The following is a 21,900-nucleotide window of genomic DNA, read 5'->3' as shown; positions in this document are numbered from 1 at the left end:
ACTCCCTATGAACACCTGAAGGAACCGCAAAGCATGAGCGACTCCGGCCGCGCCGATGCCCTGTTAGCCGAACTGCCACGGGACGGCCGTGGCCGGCTCAAAGTTTTCCTCGGTGCCGCGCCGGGTGTGGGCAAGACCTACGCCATGCTCCAGGCCGCCCACACCCAGCTGCGCCAGGGCGTGCGGCTGATCGCCGGCGTGGTCGAAACCCACGGCCGCGCCGAGACCGAGGCTCTGCTCAGCGGCTTGCCTCAGCAACCCTTGGTGCGCAGCGAGTACCGTGGCGTGATGCTCGAAGAAATGGACCTCGACGGCCTGCTCGCCGCCAAGCCCAAGCTGGTGCTGGTGGACGAGTTGGCCCACAGCAACGCCCCGGGCAGCCGTCATGAAAAGCGCTGGCAAGACATCCAGGAACTGCTCGCCGCCGGCATCAACGTGTTCACTACGGTCAACGTTCAGCACCTGGAAAGCCTCAACGACCAGGTGCGTGGTATCACCGGCGTGCAAGTGCGTGAAACCCTGCCGGATTGGGTGCTGCAAGAAGCTGACGAACTGTTGCTGATCGACCTTCCATCCCGCGAATTGCTGGAGCGCCTGCGCGACGGCAAGGTCTATGTGCCGGAGCAGGCCCGTGCGGCGATCGATGCGTTTTTCACCCAGACCAACCTGATGGCCCTGCGTGAGCTGGCGATGCAAACCGCCGCCGCTCACGTCGACGATGACTTGGCCCAAGGTTATCGCCAGCTTGGCCAGGCGGCACCGGCAGTACGCGGGCGCTTATTGGTCGGTGTGGATGGCGATGCCCAAGCCGAGCGTCTGGTGCGTCACGCCAGTCGCGTGGCACAGCGTCGGCATTTGCCCTGGAGCCTGGTGCATATCGATAACGGCCGCGCACGGGATGAGCAATCGCGCCTGCGCCTGCAGAACGCCCAGCAACTGGCCGAGCGGCTGGGCGGTGAAGTCGTGTTGTTGCGGGCGGGGGAGGTGGCGAAGACGTTGATCCAGCATGCCGCCGAACGCCGTGCCAGCCTGTTGCTGGTGGGGCAGTCGCGGATGCGTTGGCGACGCCGATTGTTCGGTGGCGGGCTGGCGGCGCGCTTGCTGCGCAATGCGCGGGGCTTGGAAATCAACGTGCTCGACAGCGACGATAATCCCGCGCCGCCCCGGCTGCCCGATGTACGTGGGTTGGTGTGGTTTGATTACGGCCTGGCGGTGGTCGCCACCGTGGTAGCAGCGGCGTTGGCCTGGGCGGTGGCCAGTGTGTTGCCGCTGCCGAATATCTCCCTGGTGTTTCTCGCGGCGGTATTGCTGGTGGCGGTACGCAGCAGCCTGGGACCGTCCCTGGTGTGTGCGGCGCTGTCGTTCCTGACTTACGACTTCCTGTTCATCCCGCCGAATTTCTCTTTCGCCATCCAGCGTGAAGAAGACGTGCTGACCCTGTTGTTCTTCCTGTTGATGGCGGCATTGACCGGCAACCTGGCTGCCCGCCAACGCCGGCAACTGCAGGCCCTGCGCGACACCCAGGAAGAAACCAGCGAACTGCTCGACCTGTCGCGCAAACTCACGGCCGCCACTGATCGCCAGGCGGTGATCAGTGCGGCGGCCCATCATCTGGAAGGTTGGAGTGACTTGGATCTGTGTCTGGTCAATCGCGACGGCCAGGGTGGTTGGAAAGTCGAGACCGGCAACCCACTGAACCTGACCGAAGCCGAGCGCGCCGCCGCTGACTGGGCCTGGCAGCACGATCAACCTGCTGGCATGGGCACCGGCACCTTGCCGTTCGGGCGCTGGTGGTGGTGGCCGTTATCGGGTGAGGAGGGGCCTTTGGGGTTGCTCGGCGTCAGCCCCAAGCCGGGCCAGGAATTGAGCGGCCAGCGCCGTCGCTTGCTGACTGCATTGAGTCAGCCGTTGGCACAGGCGTTGGCGCGGGCCCAATTGGGCCAGGAACTCGAATCCGCCCGACTACATGGTGAAACCGAGCAACTGCGCAGCGCCTTGCTGGCCTCGGTGTCCCACGATTTGCGCACGCCGCTGACCTCCATGCGCGGCAGCATTGACAGCCTGTTGGCCCTTGGCGAAGCGATTCCCCTGGAGGACCGCCGCGAGTTGCTCGAAGGCACCCGCGATGAAGCCGAACGCCTAGACCGTTACATCCAGAACCTGCTGGACATGACGCGCCTGGGGCATGGGGCGTTGAAACTGGCGCGAGACTGGGTGTCTCCAGGCGATATCGTTGGCAGTGCCCTCGGTCGCTTGCGTGCCGTGCTGGCGCCGTTGCGGGTTAGCACCGATGTGCCCGCTGAGCTGCCATTGCTGTATGTCCATGCGGCGCTGATCGAACAAGCCTTGCTCAACGTGCTGGAAAACGCCGCGCGTTTCTCTGCGCCCCAGGGCCGCTTGCAGTTGACGGCCGGCGTGTCGGATGACCAGCTGTTTTTCGCCGTCGCCGATGAGGGGCCGGGTATTCCCGAGAATGAGCGTGAAAAGATTTTCGATATGTTCTATACCGCCGCCCGCGGTGACCGGGGCGGACAAGGCACCGGCCTGGGCTTGGCGATTTGCCAGGGCATGGTGGGTGCCCACGGTGGGCATATCAGCGTGGGCGATGGTATTGATGGGAGGGGCACTTGCATCACCTTGTTCTTGCCATTACCGAAGCAGCCTGGCTTGGAGCGCGAGGCTTGAGCTACCCTCTTTTTTCCACGGATTTTGATTGGACACCATGAGCCAGACCGCGACGATTTTAGTCATTGATGACGAACCGCAGATCCGCAAATTCTTGCGGATCAGCCTGGCCTCCCAAGGCTACAAGGTGATCGAGGCCGGTACCGGCAACGAAGGCCTGGCCCAAGCGGCATTGAGCAAACCGGACTTGCTGGTGCTCGACCTTGGCCTGCCTGACATGGACGGCCAGCAAGTACTGCGCGAGTTTCGCGAGTGGTCAACGGTGCCGGTGCTAGTACTGTCGGTACGGGCCAGCGAAATACAGAAGGTCGAGGCCCTGGATGGCGGTGCCAATGACTACGTGACCAAGCCGTTCGGTATCCAGGAGTTTCTCGCTCGGGTGCGTGCATTGCTGCGTCAGGCGCCGGCGGGTGAGGCCCAGGAAGCTGCATTAAGTTTTGGCCCGCTGACGGTGGACCTGGCCTATCGTCGTGTTCTCTTGGACGGTGTCGAAGTGGCACTCACCCGCAAGGAGTACGCGGTGCTGGCACAATTGGCACGACATCCGGGCCGGGTGATTACCCAGCAGCAACTGCTCAAGGACATCTGGGGGCCGACCCATACCGAGGACAGCCATTACCTGCGCATTGTCGTGGGCCACCTGCGCCAGAAGCTGGCGGATGACCCGACTCAGCCACGGTTTATCGTGACCGAGGCGGGGGTGGGGTATCGGTTGTTAAGTGCTTGAGTTCATCTACATCTGCACGGCCCTCATCGCGGGCAAGCCCGGCTCCCACAGGGGAACGTTTTTCAAATGTGGGAGCCGGGCTTGCCCGCGATGAGGCCAGAAGTCGCACCGAAGGCTTCAGCGCTGTTCGCTCTCATACCGATCCAACGTATCACTGGCAATTTCCCGCCCCAGAGCGATCAACTCCGGCGCCTTGTAGAACTCGAAAAACCGGCACACCCGCTTCGGGACGTTGATCAGTATGTCGGGCGGATAGCCGGCGATCTTGTACTGCGCCAATGACGTCTGCATCACTTCGAAACTTTGGTTGATCAGGTCCAACAGTGATGCCGGGCCGACGTTGTCGATGATGAACGAACCGGTCGCAGACCTCGGCGCACCTTCAGCTTCCGGCGCCGCAGCGGGTTGCTGGGCTTCGGGTTCTGCCGACTCCAACCAGGGGTTGATCTCTGCCGCGTCAGCCTGCAATGCCTCCTGTTCCAGCTTCATCAATTGTTCGGCTTGTTTACGTCGAAACGGCAGGTGCGAACCCAAGGATCTCGCCAGGTTATTGAAACGACTCTTGAACGCTGGTGGACGCTGGATCACCGGCAAGTGGTAGTGCTTTTGATTGGTAGCATTGAGATTGACCGCGATGATCAAGTCGCAATGGCTCGATACCACCGGTACGATCGGTAGTGGGTTGAGCAGGCCGCCGTCCACCAGCATACGGTTACCCTGCATCACCGGTGTGAACAGGCTGGGGATCGCTGCCGAGGCGCGCATGGCCTGGTGCAGGCAACCTTCCTGGAACCAGATCTCTTGCTGGTTGGTCAGGTCGGTGGCGACTGCGGTGTAGGGAATGCGCAGTTCTTCGATGTTGAGTTCGCCGACGATCTTGCGGATCTGTCCGAAGACTTTTTCGCCACGAATAGCGCCCAGGCGAAAGCTCACATCCACCAGGCGCAGCACATCAAGGTAATCGAGGCTTTCGATCCAGTTTCGATACTCGTCCAGTTTGCCGGCGGCGTAGATCCCACCGACCACCGCGCCCATGGAGCAGCCGGCGATACAGGCGATGTCATAACCCCGTCGTTCGATTTCTTCGATCACGCCGATATGGGCGTACCCCCGGGCCCCTCCGGAGCCCAGCACCAAGGCAACACGTTTCTTCATGAGCTGATCCTTCGTAAAACAGTTGCCCACAATGCGCCCATCCTAGGGGCGGCTTCAATCTTCGTCGATGTGCGGAATATTTTTCCAGAATAACCAGGGTGCTCGGGTATGCTCTGGCTATAGTCAGTTTTGCTTTCAGATGGTCAGACAAGGCACTTTTTCTTGTGGGCAACGTCTACAGCCTACGACTGTTTTTGTTTATTTTGAGGTGTCATCGATGAAAGCCTGGATGTGTGTGCCTGTGATCGTGTTGGCCCTGGCCGGTTGTGCCGGGAAAACTGCATACCGTGATAGCTGTGGCACGCAATTGGATGCCGCCTGGCATGAACTGGACCTGGCCAAGGCCGAAGGTTTTGCCGGGACTGTCAGTTACTCCAAGGCCTTGTCCCTGTTGACCGGCGCCAAGACCCAGCAGCAATTCGAAGCTTTTGAGGGTTGCTCCAACAAGGCTGAGAAGGCACGGTTCTATATTCGTGAGTCGCGCGCCGGACGTTAATTGAAACGTCGCGGTGGGTAGGGAATTTCATCGTCAGCGGAGGAAGGGATGTCAGCTTTGGTTGATCAGTTAGTCGCTCAGGTCATTGGCCTGGAAGTAGGGTTACTGAGCTGCCAGGCTCGCCTCGCTGCCGTCACCGACGATGAAGCTCTACATGATCTGCGCACCACGCTGCGACGCCTGCGCAGCCTGTTGCGCCCCCTGCGCGGGTTGCCGGGGGTGGAACAGCTCGAATCGGCCGCCAGCACGGTCGGCCAATTGACCACGCCACTGCGGGACCGAGAGGTGCTGGCTGCCCATCTGCATCAGCATGGTTATCATCAGGCCGCTGAGCGACGTTTACGCCTGCAACCCGACGCTTATCGGCACGTGGCGCAAAGCCCTGAAGTGGCCCATCTGTTGCTGATCCTCGATGCCTTCCCGCGGTTTGTACGCGCGTCTGAACACCAGAAATTGCTCAAGGGTTTACGCCCGCGCATTGAGAAGCGCCTCGCCAGGCAATGGCAAAAACTCGATGAGGCTTTGAAGGAGCCCGGTCATGACCGCCACCGTCTGCGGTTGTTGATCAAGCGTGTGCGTTACGCTGCCGAAGCCTATCCCGAGCTGGACAAGCTCCCCAGCAAAGCCATGTCCCGTCTCAAGAGCGCTCAAAGTGCCCTGGGGGACTGGCACGACTGTTGGCAGTGGCTGGCCCAGGCCGAACTCCAGCCGGACTTGCAACCCTGCGTCGCCGTGTGGCATCGCACCATGGCCAAGGCAGAAGGGCAGGCGGATCGGGTTCTGGATAAGCTCAGCGCCGATTGTTTCTAAACCGGTCCGGTTTTTGGCCGGTATGGGCGCTGTGCCGTCATCCTTCGGTGGTTAAGATCGCCCAATCCGTGTTCCTGCTGTGAGGTCCCCATGCGCTTTAGTGATTTGCTCGACGCCGCCCGTAGCAACCCGCTGGAGGTCACCATTCCTGCGGAATGGGGCCAGGGCCGCGCTACGTTTGGTGGCCTGGTCGCCGCCTTGCAATATGAAGCCTTGCGCGCTCAAGTGCCGGCGGATCGTCCATTACGCTCACTGGCGATTACGTTCGTCGGCCCGGTTGAGCCGGATGTACCCGCCAGTTACCAAGTTGAAGTGTTGCGCGAAGGTAAAGCTGTCAGCCAGTTACTCGGGCGTGTGGTGCAGAAGGGCGAAGTGGCCACCCTGGTACAGGCCAGTTTTGGCGCTGCCCGTGAGTCGCAGATTGACGTAGGCAGTGAGCCGCCACCGGCTTTCAAACACTGGGACGAGTGCCAGGAATTACCGTATATCAAAGGTGTCACCCCCGAGTTCATGCGCCATCTGGCCATGCGCTGGAGCGTCGGCGGGTTGCCATTCACCGGCAATAAGTCGCGCGACATGGGCGGCTGGGTGCGCCTGCGCGGTGATGTGAAGGAGGAGGCGCTGACCGAGTCACACATCCTCGCCCTGGTCGATGCTTGGCCGCCGGCCTTGCTGCCGCACCTGAGCAAGCCTGCTCCGGGCAGCACCTTGACCTGGACTATCGAATTCATTCAGCCGCTGCAACAGCTGACCACGCTCGACTGGTGCCAGTACTACGTCAACATCGAATATGCGCGCGACGGCTACGGCCATGCCGCCGCTGCACTCTGGAGCCCGACCGGCGAGTTGATCGCCATCAGCCGCCAGACCGTGGTGGTCTTTGCCTGACCGGCTCAATGCCGGTGGCGCTGGCGCCAGGCGCGCCACCAGCCACCGCTCAGTACAAAGCGCGGAAAGGTCACGAACTGCTCAACGACCAGGCGCTGCACGGCATCTTTACGATCACTGAACGGTTCACTGGCCTGGGCTTCCAGGCTGTGGCCGTGACGCTGCAGCGCCAGGCCGGCGATGATGCCGACAACACCGACGGCAAAACTGGCCAGGCTCAGGCTGAACACGCCGGACACGATCAACAGAAACCCGATGATAAACAGCGGCACCGCAATCAGGTGCAGCGCGAGATTGGTCGGGTGCTGGTGATTTTGCGGGTAGTTACGCCATTGCCAGGCGGGGAGATTGGGATGACGTTTGCCCATGATGGTGAATCCTCTGTCCGTTGAATTAGCTTGGACAGAGTTTAGGCGGGGGTTGGCAGACCGGCGAATTGGGGCTGGCTATGGGACCCATAGCCAGTTTTGCAGGGTTACAGCTTCAACTGCCCGATGGCCTTGCTCAACTCCCCAGCCAACGTCGCCAGTTCATTGCTGGTGGTGGCTGAGTCCACGGTCTGCTGTACGGTATTTTCAGTCACATCGCGAATGCTCACCACCGCACGGTTCATCTCTTCGGCCACATGGCTTTGCTGCTCGGCGGCCACGGCGATCTGGGTGTTGCTTTCGCGCATCTGGGCCACGGCGCCGGTGATCTCGGCCAGTGCGGCACCGGCTTCCTGAGCCTGTTGCACGCAGTCGTCGGCCTTGAATGAGCTTTCCTGCATGAAGTCCACCGCATCACGGGTGCCGGCTTGCAGCGCCGAGACCATGCGGGTGATTTCATCGGTGGAGCTTTGCACGCGCTTGGCGAGGTTGCGCACTTCGTCGGCAACCACGGCAAAACCACGTCCCATTTCCCCGGCGCGGGCGGCTTCGATGGCGGCGTTGAGGGCGAGCAGGTTGGTCTGTTCGGCGATGCTGTGGATGACACCGACTACGCCGTTGATTTTCTGGCTGTCCTCGGCCAGTTTCTGGATCATTTCGGCGGTCTGTTGCACACCGGTGGACAGCCCGGCGATCGAGCGCTGCACACGAATGACCACTTCCTGGCCGCTGCCGGCGAGTGTGTCGGCAGACTGGGACAGATCGCGGGTGGCGCCGGCGTGCTGGGCGATGTGGTAGACCGTGGCCGTCATCTCATTGATAGCGGTGGCGGCCTGGTCGGTTTCGCTTTGCTGGCCGAGCATGCCGTGCTGGACCTCGTTCATGCTGCTGGCCAGGCGTGCTGCGCCCTCGTCCAGTTGTTGGGCAGTGCGCGCCACGGTATTGACCACGCGCTGGTAGCCGGCCTGCATGGCGTTGAACGCACTGGCCATCTGGCCGACTTCGTCTTTGCAGGCCAAGGGCACGCGGGCTGACAGGTCGCCGGTTTTTTCAACATGCAGCATCACATCCTTGAGCGTGTTGAGCTGGCTGAGCAGGAAGCGGATCAGCAATTGCGAGGCGCCGAGCATTGCCAGCATCAGGATCAGCACGGCCACGGCGTAGTTGGCGAAGCGTTCGCTGAAGACCTGGCTCAGGCTGCGCCCGTAGGCCAACACGGCGATCTGTTGCCCGCCCTCGCGGGTGATTACTTCGGCGCCGATCAGCGGGTTTTCACCGAACAGGGGTATGTGATCAAGTTCGATCCAGCCGTTGGCGCTGCTCAGGGCTGACAGATCCTGGTCTGCCAGTTGTGGGACTTGGCCCCGCGTAAACTCCAGCCAATGCTCGCCCTTGGGCAACGGCTTGTCGACGGGCCAGGCAGCGAGTACGCGCGCCTGCTCTTGCGCCGAGGTTTGGGATGCGTCGCTGCGTGCCTGTTGTTCAAGCTGCACGGCGTACAGCACCAGCAGCAGGGTGGTGATGAAGGCGACCGCGTTGACGGCCCAGAATTTGTATTTCAGCGAGATATTGCTAAGCCAGGCACCCATGGAAGGTTTTCTCTGATAGCGGAAACAGTATTGGCAAGGTGCCATTATTGTGCCGCTACTCCAAAAACCGGTTTTGACATGGGTCAATGCGCCGCATCAATCCACTTGAGGCAGGCCAAAAAAGGCGCGAGCACTGGCGGTGCTGTGCTCGGCCAGATCCTCGATGGCTTCGTTACGGTGCAAGGCGACTTCGCGCAGCACTTCGGGCAGATAAGCCGGTTCGTTGCGTCCATTTTTCGGTTTTGGTCGCAAGGTGCGCGGCAGCAGGTACGGCGCATCGCTTTCCAGCATCAGACGGCCACGGGGAATTTCCCTGACCAGTGGGTGAAGATGTGTCCCACGGCGTTCGTCGCAGATCCAACCGGTGATACCGATGTGCAGGTCAAGATCGAGGTAGCTGAACAGCGCCTGCTGCTCGCCAGTGAAGCAATGCACCACGGCGGCGGTCAGGTGGTCGCGGTAGTCCTTGAGGATCTCCAGCAGGCGTTGGTTGGCGTCGCGTTCGTGGAGAAACACCGGCAGTTTCAGCTCGACTGCCAAGGCCAGGTGTTCCTCGAGGACTTTTTCCTGTTGTGGACGCGGGGAAAAGTCCCGGTTGAAATCCAGCCCGCATTCACCCACCGCACGCACGCGGCTTTCGCTGAGCAAACCGCGTAAGCGCTGTGCACTGTCACCATTCCAGTCGCTGGCGGAGTGCGGGTGGATGCCGGCGGTGCTGAACAGCCGTTGGCCGCTTTCATCGAGTTTTACACACAGTTCCAAGGCCTGTTCGCTGCCGTCGACACTGGTGCCAGTGAGTACTAATTGCTGCACGCCGGCGGCATAGGCACGGTCAAGAACCGCTTGGTGCCTCTCGTCGAAACTGGGGTTGGTCAGGTTGACGCCGATATCAATGAGTTGCATGGTGCTATCTCCGCCTGCGGCCGGAAAGCATATCAGAGCTGTAGATTTATAAGAAAATCAAGAACTACAACGAGTTAAAGCTGTCTTTGAACGTCGCAAGTGACATTGTGGTTGGCCGAACGCCTTCTTCCGTGCCGCCGTTGCGTGTCTTGCCAGCGCTTAAAGCGCTCTGTTTCTGACCTCCAGCACCTCGTCTTTCACGATGGCGCTGGCCAGTATTCTTTCCGGAGAGCGGATGATCCGACCCTCGGCGTTGCTTATGTTGTGCCTGACGTTACTGCTGCCCATGGCGGCGGTGGCGCGTCTGGACGGCCCGCTGGAAGTGACCAAGCCCGGCAAGGTGCGAGACCTGGCACAGATTCGTTCCAGCCGCACCTTGCGGGTGCTGGTCAACCAGAGCCGCAACAGCTCTGGCGAAATCCAGGGCCAGGCCATCGGTGTCGAATACCATCGCTTGCGGGCCTTTGAGCAGTACCTGAACGGTCACGCCCGTGACGGTGAAGAAATCAACCTCAAGATCATTCCCAAGGCCAAGGATCAGTTGCTGGGCGCGTTGGCCCGCGGTGAAGGCGACCTGGTGGCCCCTGGTGAACTGCTGGATGTGAAGGCTGCACACAGGATCAGCGCCAGCGACCCGATAGCCAGCAATGTGCCGTTGTGGTTGGTGGGCGTTAAGGGCGAGCGACGGTTTACCAAGCTGGAGCAATTGTCCGGGCGCACGTTGATGCTGACCACCGGCAGTGCCGCAGCGGATGCCATCAGCCAAGTCAACCAGAAGCTGGCGCTGCACAAGCAACCGCCGGTGAAGGTGGAGTGGGTCGACCCGACACTGGCGGTGGAAGATGTGCTGGAGATGGTCCAGGCCGGGATCTTCCATTTGACCATCGTCGAGAAACCCATTGCCGAACGCTGGTCGAAGATCCTGCCCAAGCTGCGTTTTGATAAGCAGGTGGCGATCAGCGAGCCAGGTGACGAGTATTGGTTCGTGCGTCAGGATGCATCGATGCTGCGGGCCAGCATTGACCGGTTCCTCAAGACCTATCGAACGCCGTCCGACCAGGATGTGGCCTTTCAACGGATTTACCGACGCCTCTATCAGGTACGCAACCCGCTGGCCCGCGCCGATCGTCAGCGCCTGGAGAAGCTGCGCCCCGTTCTGCAAAAGCACGCCCGGGAGCAAGGCATGGACTGGTTGAACCTGGCCGCGCTGGCTTTCAAGGAATCCTCCCTCGACCCCGGAGCGCGCAACAGTGGCGGCCCGACGGGCTTGATGCAGATCACCCCTTCGGCGGCGCAGCGAGTTGGGGTGAATAATATCGAGAGCCTTGATAGCAATGTGCAAGCAGGGGCGCGTTACCTGGCGATGATCCGTCGAAAATTCTTCGCCAGCCCCAAGCTCAACGAGAGAGAGCGCATGGCCTTTGTGCTGGCCGCTTACAACATGGGGCCGGAGCGGGTGCAGGGCATGCGTGCGGAGGCCCGTCGGCGTGGGCTTAATCCGAATCAGTGGTTCTTCCAGGTTGAACGCATTGCCATGGAGCAGGTAGGGATGGGCGGCGTCAGCTATGTTAATAGCGTGAACAAGTACTACCTGGCGTTCAATCGGGAGCGGGAGTCCCTTGAGCCGGCTGGGCCGAAGATTGTCTCACGCAAATAATCGATTAAATCGATATTGATAAGGCATATTTTTGGCTTTTATCATTGCTTAATCTGATTAATATAGCGGCCAACCCAACCCTACTTTGAAAAGGATTATCCCCATGAGCCCACTGATTAAAAGCATTCTGTCCACCCGCGCCGGGTATGGCCTGACGATTCTGCGTATCTTCGTCGGCATTATCTTCGCCGCCCACGGCTCGCAGAAACTGTTCGGTTGGTTTGGCGGTAACGGCCTGGCTGGCACGGCGCAATGGATGGAAAGCATCGGCCTGGCTCCGGGCACCCTGATGGCGGTATTGTCGGGTGGTACCGAGTTCTTTGCCGGCCTGGCGTTGATCATCGGTTTGTTGGCGCGCCCTGCGGCATTGGGCCTGACCATCCTATCGCTGGTGGCGATTTTCTCGGTGCATATCCACAACGGTCTGTTCATGGCCAACAACGGTTATGAGTTCGCATTGGCTTTGCTAGGCGGCTCGCTGGCGGTGATGTTGGAAGGCGCTGGCAAACTGTCGGCCGATGGAGCCATCAGCCGCTGATCCCTGGGTACCCCTCTAAAAAGCCCGCCATGAGCGGGCTTTTTCGTTGCCTGGAATTCTTGACACTGGCCTATCGGCTTCTCTAGGATGCTGCTCATGCGCCGATTTAAACAGCTAATTGCGGGGCGCCACTGGGACTCATACAGCCCGACAGAAGCGTGTTATCTCATGCAGAGCACACTTCGAAATACCGCTAAAGCGCTGGTTCGGTGTTGCCTCTCACCTGCCCGCAGACTTTTGAGGCAGAGACACGACACGATGAATGCACTACGCCCCCTTATTCGCCTGGCCCCAATCACTGCGGACCTGACCCAACGTAACCCCAAGATCCTCCTTGGCGGCAAGCACCAACCCACGCTGTTGCGTTACCTGGATGGCTGGCCCCGTCGCACCGGGCGGCCCTCGGCGTTTCTGATTCAGTTTGTTGAAGACGGCGATTCCCTGGCCCGTTTTGCCAGCGACAGTTTCGACCTTGCGGTGATCCAGGCGCCTAGCGCCAGCGATGCCGATGAAGTGATCCGCCAACTGACGCGTATTGCCCGGCAAGGGCTGATTGCCCGCCGTTGAGTGCTCAGTGACAGGTCAATGAAGAAAGCGCTCGACGCCGGCGCAGCCAAAGAGAAAGCCCCCAGGCGATCAGGCACAACAGTAGCGGCACCGTTGCGATCAAAAGCAGTTTCAAGAGGTATTCGAAGCGATGCACACGCGCATAAGCCTCGATCTCCAGTGCATTCAGCTCCATGGGTAGCCGCAGCCGTTCTTTATTGAGCGCTTGTAACTGGGTATTGGTATCGACAGCCTGGGCGCCAAAACCTGCGATCTGTGGGGCCAGCCGTTGCCACTCTTGTTCTGTGCGTTCAAGTCGTCGCTCCAGCTCTCCCGATTTCTCCTGATAAACCTGTGCCGCTGCGTCGCGCATGTGTTCAAGCACATGCAGGGGGCGGGTGAAGGTACGTGGTCGAATATTCGCAAGCGCTGGGGGCGCCGCCAGGTTATCCAATGTATTCAAGACAAACTGCACATTGTTGTTGGGAACGGAACGGATGACCGTGTTTGCGAGTAAATCCGTGTCGGCGACCAACACCACCTGGATCTGCGCAGTCTTCTGCAAACCAGGTGGCTGCCCGTTAATGCCATCGGGAAATGCCGAGTAGGCGGGGCCTTCAAGGCGAGCTGCGATGACATGGACCTGTCCAGGCGCAGCCGCTTCATCGATGAATGAGTCGAACTGCGTCGCTGAAGCAAAACTTCCTACGTCAATCAGTTGGGATCGCCGGGAGCTTCGCAGCAGTGGGATGAATGTCGTTCGGCTTTTCCGAGTGCGAGAAAGGGCGCCGCTGCTCGATACGATCATTGAGCTCAGTTTCCAACTGCTGACATCGCTGGCGGTCATGGCCTGTCGTGGCAGGTTCAGCAAGGCCGGGCGTAATACCGTTGGCTTGTTTGGGTCTTGGGTGGTCGATGAGGCGTAGAGGTTATCGACCAACAGCTTGTCCGCCTGCATCTGTACACCCCATGCGGCCAGCAGTCCATCCAGTCGGGAACCTGACGATGCGGGGGTTGTGTCCATTTCGCTCCGAGGATCAATAAAAATCATCAGCTTGGCGCCCTTCAATACATATTGTTCAATCGCATACAGGGTCTGCTCGGGCAGGGCGCGCGGATGCACGACCATCAGCGTGTCTATCGATGGTGGCACCTGGGCGATATTGGAAGCCAGTTCAACCAGGTTGAAATGCTCGTTCAGGTGCGCCAATAGCTCTCCAGCAGACGTGTGTAACGCAAGGCCTGACAGCAGGCCGACGGTTGGGCGCCCGGGGTGCATCAACTGATGGATCAGATGGCTGATTTCGTACTCAAGCAAGGACGCCTGGTCCGGGTTGAAGGCTTCGATGCGTTGCGCACTTTGGCCGGCGCGGGTGCCAATGAGGCCCTGGAATCCTTGCGTATTATCAAGCCCGAATAAACTGGCCCTGTAGGCTTCTTCGGAAAACGGAGTTGGGTCGATAACGTGTAGGTTGATCATGCCCTTGGCCGCCTTCTCGAACTCCTTGAGTAAGTCTTCCACCTGTTGGCCGTAGCGCTCCAATGTGTGGCTTTTCTTGGGGGCATTGATCGAGTTGAAGTAATACAAATCCAGTGGGCTTTCGAGGGTTTTGAGAAAGTCCCGTACGGCTGGCGATAAAGTGTGGATTTTATCTTGTGAAAAATCCCAGCGGGCATCAGGCAATTTTTTTACCCAGACGAGATTGAATGCGAGGAAAATTAACGATATGACGATGAGTGTCATACCCGTACGAAGAGCGGATCGCATCAGGGGCTATCCTTCTCAGCGGTTTTTGTAGTTGAGTGTGATGGTTGTAGCGGATAGGAAAAAAAAGATGATGCTGATGAAGTAAGCACAGTCATGAAGAGTCAGTTTCCCATTGTCCATCGTGCTGAAGCGTAAAATAGGGTTGAGCGATATCAAACTATCAATCACCCATATCGGCGCCTGATGTTCGAACGCATCCAGAGCTGACGTAAGTCCACTGACTGTCAGCAATAGGCCTAATGTCAGTAGGAAAATAATAATGCGTTGGTGTGTCAGTACGCATACGAAGCTACCGACGGCCAGATAACTACCCGCCAATAACCAGCTGGCGATGAATTGCGAGGCGATAATGCTGTTGTCGGCGGTGCCAAGATAATTGGCGGCGATGACTATTGGGAAGTTTAATATCAGGGCAATACTGCACACGACCCAGGCCGCCATAAACTTTCCAATTACACGTTCTGCAGAGGTAATAGGCAAGATTTTCATCATATTGGAAAAGCTTGCGTTGTGCTCATCTGACCACAGCTGTGTCGATAGCGTGGGGATCAGCAGAAGATAGAGCCAGGGGTGAAGCTCGAAGAAAGCCTGCAAGTCGCTGCTGTTTCGTTCCATCCAGTGCTGAGTGTGCAAGCCCAATACGGTACACAGCACCAAGAACACTGCCACATTCAAATAGGTCTCTGGTGAGGAGGCATAACTGATGAGCTGGCGTTTGAAAATAGTGGGTAGCAGTTTCAAGGGGATACCTCTTGGCTGAGATGGTGAACGACATCGTTCAGGCGTCCTGGCTCCAGGCTCATGGACGTTATGTTCCAGCCGCGGTGGGTAATGAGCGCGTTGATTGAGGGGAAAATGGAGTGGCCGGGCATGGCTAGAACCGTTACCGTGCCCGGTGCGAGCCGGTCTTCTTCGATGCCTGCGACGCCGGGTAGCACGGCAAGTGCCAGTAAATCCAGTGGTGTATCCGCGGCTAGGGTCACGGCTTGGAAATGTCGGGAGTTACGCTGCAAATCCACCAGTGACGCATCGGCTTTAAGGCGCCCACCTGCGATAACCAATGCTCGGCTGCAGATGTCGGACAGCGCGTCGCAACGGCGGGAGGCAATGATGATTGTCATCTCCTCGTTTAAAGTCCGAATAAGGGCACTTAGCTTGAGCCGTTGATCTGTGCAAAGCCCTTCCATGGGTTCGTCCAGCAACAGCAGGTCGGGCGAATGCACAATGGCCTGGGCAATCGCAACTTTGCGCTTTATGCCGAGGGAGAGGGTATCGATCGGGTAATTAAATACGGGTAGCAACTCTAGGCGTGTGACGACTTGATCCACCCTTCTGCGCTTTTCGGCACCACTGAACCCCCGAATGGCAGCAATGAAACTCAGTAGGCTTTTGACCGACATCGCATCATGGCTGAGACCATCATAGTGTTGGTACCCGATGGCTTTCCTTGTTTGAAGTGGATGGGGCTGGGTGCTGAATCCCTGAATATTGATTTGCCCGAAAGTTGGTTTGATCGCACCTGATATCAAATTCAATAAAGTTGTTTTACCTGCACCTTTTTCTCCAAACAGACCTACACATTCCCGGCGCTGGGCGTTGAATGAAAAATGACTGATGACACTCCTTTTGCCCACTCGTTTCGTCAGGTTGCTTATCTCGATCATAGGATTACCGAATAAGTTTGGCCGGGCGTATGGGCAACGGCTGGGATGTGCGTGTGAACTTTAAAAAGGGTACGTTCAATAGTTGCGCTTGGGAACGCGGGGGATGATTAATAAGACAAGTCCTACGTCAGGCTTGATAATTCACTGAAACAATTGCTTTGTCCTGAGGGCTTATTAGCGGTCGGATGTTTATCTGGTGTTTATATAAGATTTTACTTTTGTGATGAGGTCTGATTGTCATGATGCTTCTACGTACTCTTGTTCTTGAACGCGGTGGCGAAGAGGCACCCGTCAACGGTGCACTGCTCTGTGGGTTCGCTGTCGCCCAGATCGCCTCTAACTTTCTTGTGTATAGCCTGGATGAAGAGACTGAACCGGGTCACTCAAGGGTCTATATCGCGGCACTCCGTAAAAAGCTCGAACGGTATTTCCTCGGGGGGGTGGACTCTAAGGACGATTTGCAAGTTGCGATGCATGTCTTCAAGCAGATCCTCATGACGGCATCCGGCGCAAAGACAAGTGGCGCTGGTGAGTCCCGGATTGCCTTCCATTTCGTGGATTTGAAAGGTTGCAGGTTGCCACCTGCCAGGCCAGAAGATCATCACTCGGTCATTATCAAGAAGGCATTGGTGATGAAGGTGATTACTTTGGGGATATCTGCGCCCGCATTGCCCCCGATCGAAAGTAATACGGTGATCGTGCCGACTATTCGCTTTTCGTCACAGATGGTTGCGCCACCGAAAAGCGTGAGCCAACCGAAGGCAGCTACTCAACTGCCGGACGAATACACCGTTGAAGAACCTGCGCATTCGGTCGCTGCGGTACCCTCGGCGCTTGTGCAAACCGAGCCGAGTGCATCGCCGGTTGAGTTTGAAGCAGGCGAGGCGGCACCTGCGAAACCGCCAGCCCATCAGGAACATGCCTCTTTGCTGGAGGTGGACAGTACGCTGGCTAATCTCGCTCGGATCGCTCAAGAACTGACACAAAAAAAGCACGCGGCCATTGAGCGAGAAGAGATGCTTGAGCAGTGGCAAGTTCGATTGCAGCAGCAGCAAAGCCAGTTGGATGAGAAAAGCCGTGAGGTGGAGCAGCGCCAGAGACAACTCCAGGATCAGGTGGTGGACGTTGGTCGGAGGACCGAAAAACTGACGCTGATGATGTCGCAGTTATCAGGCATGCGACAGCGCCTGCAGGGCACTCTCCTTGAATTGGATCAGGTCCTCGGGGCGCCGGAGCTGAGTTGATCTGCCTACCGGCTGGCTACTTTGCTGGGTTCATTTATCATCAGCGCTAGCCAGCCGGCGCCAGGGCGTGATGTCGTGACGTATCGGCCCCAATGGACATTGCCTCGGGATGCAAGGGTTTGAGTACCAAGCTGATTACCAAAGAAGGTCATGAAGCGCTGAAAAAAGAGCTGGATTACCTGTGGCGTGAGAAGCGCCCGGATACCACGCGCAAAGTGACGTGGGCTGCTTCCCTGGGAGACCGTAGTGAAAACGCGGACTACCAGTACAACAAGAAGCTGCTGCGTGAAATCGACCGACGGGTACGCTATCTGCGTAAACGCCTGGAAGACATGCGCGTCGTGGAGTACATGCCCGAGCAGGAAGGGAAGGTGTTTTTTGGCGCATGGGTGGATATCGAAAACGAGCAGGGTGAAACCAAGCGTTTTCGGATCGTGGGTTATGACGAGATCTACGACCGCATGGATTACATCTCTATCGATTCACCCATGGCGCGTGCGTTGCTGCGCAAGGGAGTGGACGACGAGGCGATTGTGCAGACCCCAAGTGGTGAGGTGTGCTGGTGGATCACCCTCATCGAATATGTGAAGTAAGTAATGATGGCCTGCGCCCAGGACGGGGCGCAGGCCTGCCGCGCTTCAGCCTTCGCGCAGTACTGTCAGAGGGCTGGCATTCAGGGCTCGTCGCGTACCGAATACCCCGGCGCCACCGATGAGCACGGCACCGATCACCGGCAACAGCAACAGCCACGGGTGAGGGTGCCAGGCAAGGTCGAACGCGTAGCGGTACAGCACCCAGGTCACCAGCTCGGTGCCGAGTGCAGCCAACAGGCCGCTGACCGCACCCAACAGGCCGAACTCGATGCGTCGCGCTTTGACCAGCAACTTGCGTTCGGCGCCGAGTGCACGCAACAGCGCGCCTTGGCGAATTCGCTCGTCGAGAGTGGCCTGCAAGCCGGAGAACAGCACGGCCATGCCTGCGGCCAGCACAAACAGCAGCACGTATTCCACCGCCAAGGTCACTTGGGCAAGAATGCTGCGCAACTGTTCCAGCAACGCCTCGACCTGCAGGATGGTAACGGCCGGGAAGGCCCTGGACAGGTCGACGATCTGCTGGTCGTGCCCCGGCGCCAGGTAGAAGCTGGTCAGATAGGTTGCGGGCAGGTCCTTCAATGTGCCCGGCTGGAAGATCATGAAGAAATTGGGCTGGAAATTATCCCAGTTGATCGTGCGCAGGCTGGTCACCCGGGCCTCGCGATTTTCGCCGCCTACCGTGAACACCAGATGATCGTTGAGCTTGAGCTTCAGGCTTTCGGCGACTTTGGCTTCTACCGACACCCCGGGAATGTCATCGCTCGGTTGTGGCGACCACCAGGAACCAGCCGTCAGGACATTGCCGGGTGGCAAATCGGCGGCCCAGGTCAGGCTCAAGTCGCGTTGTACTGCACGGTCACCGCTGGAGTCTTTGCTGACAATCTCCTGCACAGGTTCGCCATTGATACTGATCAGTCTCCCCGGCACGACTGGATACAATGGCGCGGACTGCGCCTGCACCTGCAGCAGGCGAGCGCCAAACGCATCTTTGTCGGCCGGCAGGATATTCAGGGCGAAATAGTTGGGGGCATCCTTGGGCAACTGGTTCTGCCAGGTGTCGAGCAACTCGCCACGTAACAAGGCAATCAATCCCATGGACAACAGGATCAAGCCAAACGCCAGAGATTGGCCAGCCGCCGCCAGCGGATGCCGTAGCAGTTGGCCCAGGCCCAGGCGCCAAGGCAGGGATGCGCGAGCCAATAACCGCCGCAGGCTTTGCAGCAGCAGTAGAAGCAAGCCACCCAGAATCAGCGCAGCCACCACGCCGCCGCCCAGCAACGCGAACGTCAGCACCAGGTCGAGACTCAGGCGCCACATGATCAGGCCGAGGGCGAACAGTGCGGCACCGTAGACCATCCAGGTGCTGGAAGGGATAGGCAACAGGTCACGCCGCAATACTCGCAACGGTGGAACGCGCCCCAGGGCTGCCAATGGCGGCAGGGCGAAGCCGGCGAGGGCAACCAGACCGGTGCCGATGCCTGCGACTGCCGGAAGCAGCCCGCCGGGCGGCACATCTGCCGGCAGCAGGTCGTGCAGGAAATAGAACAGCCCAAATTGCGCCAACCAGCCGAGCAGGGCGCCGGTCAGGCTTGCCAGCAGGCCCAGTACGCTCAGTTGCAGGCTGAACAGAAGCATCGCTTCGCGCCGTGACAACCCCAGGCAGCGCAACAGTGCGCTGGCGTCGAAGCGTCGGCTGGCAAAGCGATTGGCCGACAATGCCACGGCCACGCCGGCCAACAGCACGGCCACCAGGCTGGCCATGTTCAGGTAGCGCTCGGCTTTGCCCAAAGCGCCACCGATTTGCTGATTGCCATCGCGTGAGTCCTGCAGGCGCTGGTTGGCGGCGAGGCCGGGCTTGACCAAGTCGCGATAGGTCTGCAACGCTGTACTGCCTTGGGGAGCGCGCCATAGTTCGCGGTAGCTGACGCGGCTGCCGGGCTGAACCACACCGGTGGCATCCAGGTCCGCGAGGTTGATCATCACTCTGGGCGTAAGGCTATAGAAGTTGCCGGCACGGTCTGGCTCATAAGTGAGTATGCGCGTCAGGTGCAGGGTCTTCATGCCAACATCGATGCTATCGCCAACTTTCAGCTCCAGCGCCGTCAGCAGTCGTGCTTCAACCCAGGCTTCACCAGGCTTTGGGCCGCCTCCTGCTGTTTCGGCGCCGAAGGGCTCTGCAGCACTCTTAAGCTCTCCCCGCAGCGGGTATTGCTCGTTGACCGCCTTGATGCTGGAGAGCTGGATACCGTTATCCGTGGCGATGACACTGGAAAACTCCACGATGCGCGCGTGGTCCAGCCCCAGCTCGGTCCCGGACTTTATCTGCTCTGGGCGAGCCGGCGAACTGCCTTCGAGCACCAGGTCGGCACCGAGGAATTCAGTGGCGCGCAACAGCATGGCGCCGTTGAGCCGCGCGCCGAAGTAGCCGATGGCAGTGCTGGCGGCGACGGCTACCAACAGGGCGAAGAACAGCACGCGCAATTCGCCGGCGCGGGCGTCCCGTAATAATTGGCGCATGGCAAGGCTGAACAGGCGCAACAGCGGCAAACGTGCCATCAAGGCTCCAGGGGCGCGACCATCAGGCCGGCTTCAAGGCGGATCAGGCGCCGGCAACGATGGGCCAGGCGTTCATCGTGGGTGACCAGCACCAAAGTCGTGCCGCTCTCTTTGTTGAGCTCGAACAGCAAGTCGCTGATGCGCTCGCCGGTGTGGCTGTCGAGGTTGCCGGTGGGCTCGTCGGCAAACAGCACATCCGGTTCGGCCGCAAAGGCGCGGGCGATCGCTACCCGTTGCTGCTCGCCACCGGAAAGCTGGCGGGGAGAGTGGGTCAGGCGTTGGCCCAGGCCGACACGCTCCAGCAAATGCCGGGCGCGCTCGCGGGCGTCCTTGCGACCGTCCAGCTCCAGCGGCAGCATGACGTTTTCCAGCGCGTTGAGGCTGTCGAGCAATTGGAAGGATTGAAATACAAAGCCCACATGCTCGGCACGGATGCGCGCACGCTGGTCTTCATCCAGGGTGCTCAGCGCTTGGCCGGCCAGGGTGACTTCGCCGCTGCTGGGCAGGTCGAGGCCGGCCAGCAGGCCGAGGAGGGTGGATTTGCCGGAGCCGGAACTGCCGACGATAGCCAGGCTATCGCCCTTGTTCAGTTCCAGGCTCAGTTCGTGCAGGATAGTCAGTTCACCTTCCGCGCTGGGAACCACTTTGCTAAGGTTTCGCGCGGTGAGAATGCTTGCGCCCATGGAGAATCCGATGCGAATGTGGTTTTTGAGTGCTGGCCTGGCCTTGATGTGCATGGCCCAGAACGCAGCGGCGGGTACAGTCCTGATCGTTGGCGATAGTATCAGTGCCGGTTTCGGCCTGGATACCAGCAAGGGGTGGGTCGCATTGCTGGAACAACGGCTCAAGCAGGAAGGTTTCGGCGATAAAGTGGTCAATGCCTCCATCAGTGGCGACACCAGTGCGGGAGGCTTGGCGCGGCTGCCAGCGGCACTTGCAGAGCATAAGCCAGACGTAGTGGTTATCGAATTGGGGGGGAATGACGGCTTGCGTGGCCAGCCTCCAGCACAATTGAAACAAAATCTTGCATCGATGATCGATCAGTCCAAGGCCGGTGGTGCCAAGGTGCTGCTGTTGGGGATGCAATTGCCGCCCAATTACGGCCCGCGCTACACCACGGCATTCGCGGAGGTGTATGGCGTATTGGCCAAGGAGAAAAACGTGCCGCTGGTGCCATTTTTCCTCGAGGGCGTGGGTGGCCACCCGGAGTTGATGCAGGCAGATCAACTTCACCCGGCGGTCGGTGCCCAGGGCAAATTGCTCGAAAATGTCTGGCCGACGCTAAAACCGCTGCTATGACGCTTTTCTACCGGCAGGCTTTCGGCTAAGGTGGCGCCCCCCCGATTTGGAGCCCTCGATGTCGCGTCCTGCCTGGTCCCTGTTTAACTACCAACTGATCGAGCCGGACGAGCAGCTGGATCTGTTCGCCTGCCAGGAAGTCAGGGTGCATTTGGTGGCGCGTCAGCTGGAATTGGGCGGCTCGATCGACCGTACGCTGTGCGGTACATTGTTGCCGGCACAACCCCGCTGGTCATCGGTGAATCGCTCGATTTTTCAAGATCAGCGGCTCTGCCCTTTATGTCGCGCCATTCTCGAATCGCAAAAGCGCGGCACGCCGCCTATCTGGCCGGAGCTGCGCTTCGAGCTATAGCGGGGCGGATTGATGCTTGAAGCCCGCTTCACGTATACAATCAATTTTTTCCTACCCGTCGT

General features: G+C 59.2%; 21 protein-coding genes. 12 read left to right on the top strand and 9 right to left on the bottom strand.

Translation table 11 applies throughout. From position 1 onward, the window contains the following. The first annotated feature begins 33 nt into the window (after window positions 1-33). A complete protein-coding gene (locus AC07V4_RS11230; protein WP_492636274.1) occupies window positions 34-2,685 on the top strand; it encodes a DUF4118 domain-containing protein in 2,652 nt (883 codons plus the stop codon). A gap of 37 nt (window positions 2,686-2,722) precedes the next feature. After that, the gene (locus AC07V4_RS11225; RefSeq protein WP_431751087.1) at window positions 2,723-3,412 is read left to right on the top strand and encodes a response regulator; all 690 of its coding nucleotides are present in this window, start codon (window positions 2,723-2,725) and stop codon (window positions 3,410-3,412) included. Between the two features lie 117 nt (window positions 3,413-3,529). On the opposite strand, the gene AC07V4_RS11220 is transcribed toward AC07V4_RS11225, so the two are convergent. Continuing rightward, window positions 3,530-4,567, bottom strand: coding sequence for a patatin-like phospholipase family protein (locus AC07V4_RS11220; RefSeq protein WP_492636275.1), 1,038 nt, complete (start codon window positions 4,565-4,567; stop codon window positions 3,530-3,532). Window positions 4,568-4,784: 217 nt separating this feature from the next. Here AC07V4_RS11220 and AC07V4_RS11215 point away from each other — a divergent pair, with 217 nt between their 5' ends. The 3 genes from AC07V4_RS11215 to AC07V4_RS11205 all read left to right on the top strand — a co-directional run bounded on the left by AC07V4_RS11215 (window position 4,785) and on the right by AC07V4_RS11205 (window position 6,761). Beyond that, a complete protein-coding gene (locus AC07V4_RS11215; protein ID WP_010176194.1) occupies window positions 4,785-5,063 on the top strand; it encodes a hypothetical protein in 279 nt (92 codons plus the stop codon). A 48-nt stretch (window positions 5,064-5,111) separates the two neighbouring features. Further along, window positions 5,112-5,873, top strand: a complete 762-nt coding sequence (locus AC07V4_RS11210; protein ID WP_492636276.1) for a CHAD domain-containing protein — start codon at window positions 5,112-5,114, stop codon at window positions 5,871-5,873. Between the two features lie 90 nt (window positions 5,874-5,963). Next, entirely contained in the window at window positions 5,964-6,761 is a 798-nt protein-coding gene (locus AC07V4_RS11205; RefSeq protein ID WP_492636277.1) for an acyl-CoA thioesterase, read from the top strand. A gap of 5 nt (window positions 6,762-6,766) precedes the next feature. On the opposite strand, the gene AC07V4_RS11200 is transcribed toward AC07V4_RS11205, so the two are convergent. The 3 genes from AC07V4_RS11200 to AC07V4_RS11190 form a co-directional block, all read right to left on the bottom strand. Further along, complete coding sequence (locus tag AC07V4_RS11200; protein WP_431752480.1) at window positions 6,767-7,129, bottom strand: Mpo1-like protein; 363 nt, start codon at window positions 7,127-7,129, stop codon at window positions 6,767-6,769. 107 nt (window positions 7,130-7,236) lie between these two features. Beyond that, on the bottom strand, window positions 7,237-8,718 hold the full coding sequence (locus AC07V4_RS11195) for a methyl-accepting chemotaxis protein (protein WP_492636278.1): 1,482 nt from the start codon (window positions 8,716-8,718) through the stop codon (window positions 7,237-7,239). Between the two features lie 96 nt (window positions 8,719-8,814). After that, the gene (locus AC07V4_RS11190) at window positions 8,815-9,621 is read right to left on the bottom strand and encodes a TatD family hydrolase (protein WP_492636279.1); all 807 of its coding nucleotides are present in this window, start codon (window positions 9,619-9,621) and stop codon (window positions 8,815-8,817) included. Window positions 9,622-9,856: 235 nt separating this feature from the next. On the opposite strand from AC07V4_RS11190, the gene AC07V4_RS11185 reads away from it, so the two are divergent. The 3 genes from AC07V4_RS11185 (at window position 9,857) to AC07V4_RS11175 (ending at window position 12,383) form a co-directional block, all read left to right on the top strand. After that, window positions 9,857-11,278, top strand: a complete 1,422-nt coding sequence (locus AC07V4_RS11185) for an MltF family protein (protein ID WP_492636280.1) — start codon at window positions 9,857-9,859, stop codon at window positions 11,276-11,278. Window positions 11,279-11,381: 103 nt separating this feature from the next. Next, window positions 11,382-11,816, top strand: coding sequence for a DoxX family protein (locus AC07V4_RS11180; RefSeq protein WP_492636281.1), 435 nt, complete (start codon window positions 11,382-11,384; stop codon window positions 11,814-11,816). Between the two features lie 258 nt (window positions 11,817-12,074). Then, the gene (locus tag AC07V4_RS11175) at window positions 12,075-12,383 is read left to right on the top strand and encodes a class I SAM-dependent methyltransferase (RefSeq protein WP_177012963.1); all 309 of its coding nucleotides are present in this window, start codon (window positions 12,075-12,077) and stop codon (window positions 12,381-12,383) included. A 4-nt stretch (window positions 12,384-12,387) separates the two neighbouring features. Here the strand turns inward: AC07V4_RS11175 and AC07V4_RS11170 are convergent, their stop codons facing one another. Genes AC07V4_RS11170 through AC07V4_RS11160 form a run of 3 tightly spaced genes read right to left on the bottom strand, consistent with a single transcriptional unit; the run spans window position 12,388 to window position 15,794 of the window. Then, window positions 12,388-14,130, bottom strand: a complete 1,743-nt coding sequence (locus tag AC07V4_RS11170; protein ID WP_492636282.1) for a Gldg family protein — start codon at window positions 14,128-14,130, stop codon at window positions 12,388-12,390. 15 nt (window positions 14,131-14,145) lie between these two features. Beyond that, on the bottom strand, window positions 14,146-14,871 hold the full coding sequence (locus tag AC07V4_RS11165) for an ABC-2 transporter permease (RefSeq protein ID WP_492636283.1): 726 nt from the start codon (window positions 14,869-14,871) through the stop codon (window positions 14,146-14,148). Beyond that, window positions 14,868-15,794: an ABC transporter ATP-binding protein gene (locus tag AC07V4_RS11160; protein WP_492636284.1), complete on the bottom strand. Its 927-nt coding sequence runs from the start codon at window positions 15,792-15,794 to the stop codon at window positions 14,868-14,870. Before AC07V4_RS11160 ends, AC07V4_RS11165 begins: the two co-directional genes overlap by 4 nt. Window positions 15,795-16,033: 239 nt before the next feature. Here AC07V4_RS11160 and AC07V4_RS11155 point away from each other — a divergent pair, with 239 nt between their 5' ends. Then, entirely contained in the window at window positions 16,034-17,038 is a 1,005-nt protein-coding gene (locus AC07V4_RS11155) for a hypothetical protein (RefSeq protein ID WP_492636285.1), read from the top strand. A 119-nt stretch (window positions 17,039-17,157) separates the two neighbouring features. Continuing rightward, complete coding sequence (gene greB / locus AC07V4_RS11150; RefSeq protein ID WP_492636286.1) at window positions 17,158-17,631, top strand: transcription elongation factor GreB; 474 nt, start codon at window positions 17,158-17,160, stop codon at window positions 17,629-17,631. A 45-nt stretch (window positions 17,632-17,676) separates the two neighbouring features. Here greB and AC07V4_RS11145 read toward each other — a convergent pair whose 3' ends face one another. After that, window positions 17,677-20,187, bottom strand: a complete 2,511-nt coding sequence (locus AC07V4_RS11145; RefSeq protein ID WP_492636287.1) for an ABC transporter permease — start codon at window positions 20,185-20,187, stop codon at window positions 17,677-17,679. After that, window positions 20,187-20,870 carry an ABC transporter ATP-binding protein gene (locus AC07V4_RS11140; protein WP_005786391.1) on the bottom strand — a complete coding sequence of 228 codons (684 nt, stop codon included), beginning with the start codon at window positions 20,868-20,870 and terminating at the stop codon, window positions 20,187-20,189. The genes AC07V4_RS11145 and AC07V4_RS11140 overlap by 1 nt, the downstream gene beginning before the upstream one ends. A 10-nt stretch (window positions 20,871-20,880) precedes the next feature. Here AC07V4_RS11140 and AC07V4_RS11135 point away from each other — a divergent pair, with 10 nt between their 5' ends. Beyond that, window positions 20,881-21,486, top strand: a complete 606-nt coding sequence (locus AC07V4_RS11135; RefSeq protein ID WP_431751077.1) for an arylesterase — start codon at window positions 20,881-20,883, stop codon at window positions 21,484-21,486. A 58-nt stretch (window positions 21,487-21,544) separates the two neighbouring features. Beyond that, on the top strand, window positions 21,545-21,838 hold the full coding sequence (locus AC07V4_RS11130; RefSeq protein ID WP_003189866.1) for a hypothetical protein: 294 nt from the start codon (window positions 21,545-21,547) through the stop codon (window positions 21,836-21,838). The last annotated feature ends 62 nt before the right edge of the window (window positions 21,839-21,900 follow it).

This window comes from Pseudomonas sp. GW821-FHT03A09 (assembly GCF_059421065.1).
The sequence above is the reverse complement of the archived record's forward strand: the minus strand, read 5'-3'. Positions and strand labels throughout refer to the sequence as shown.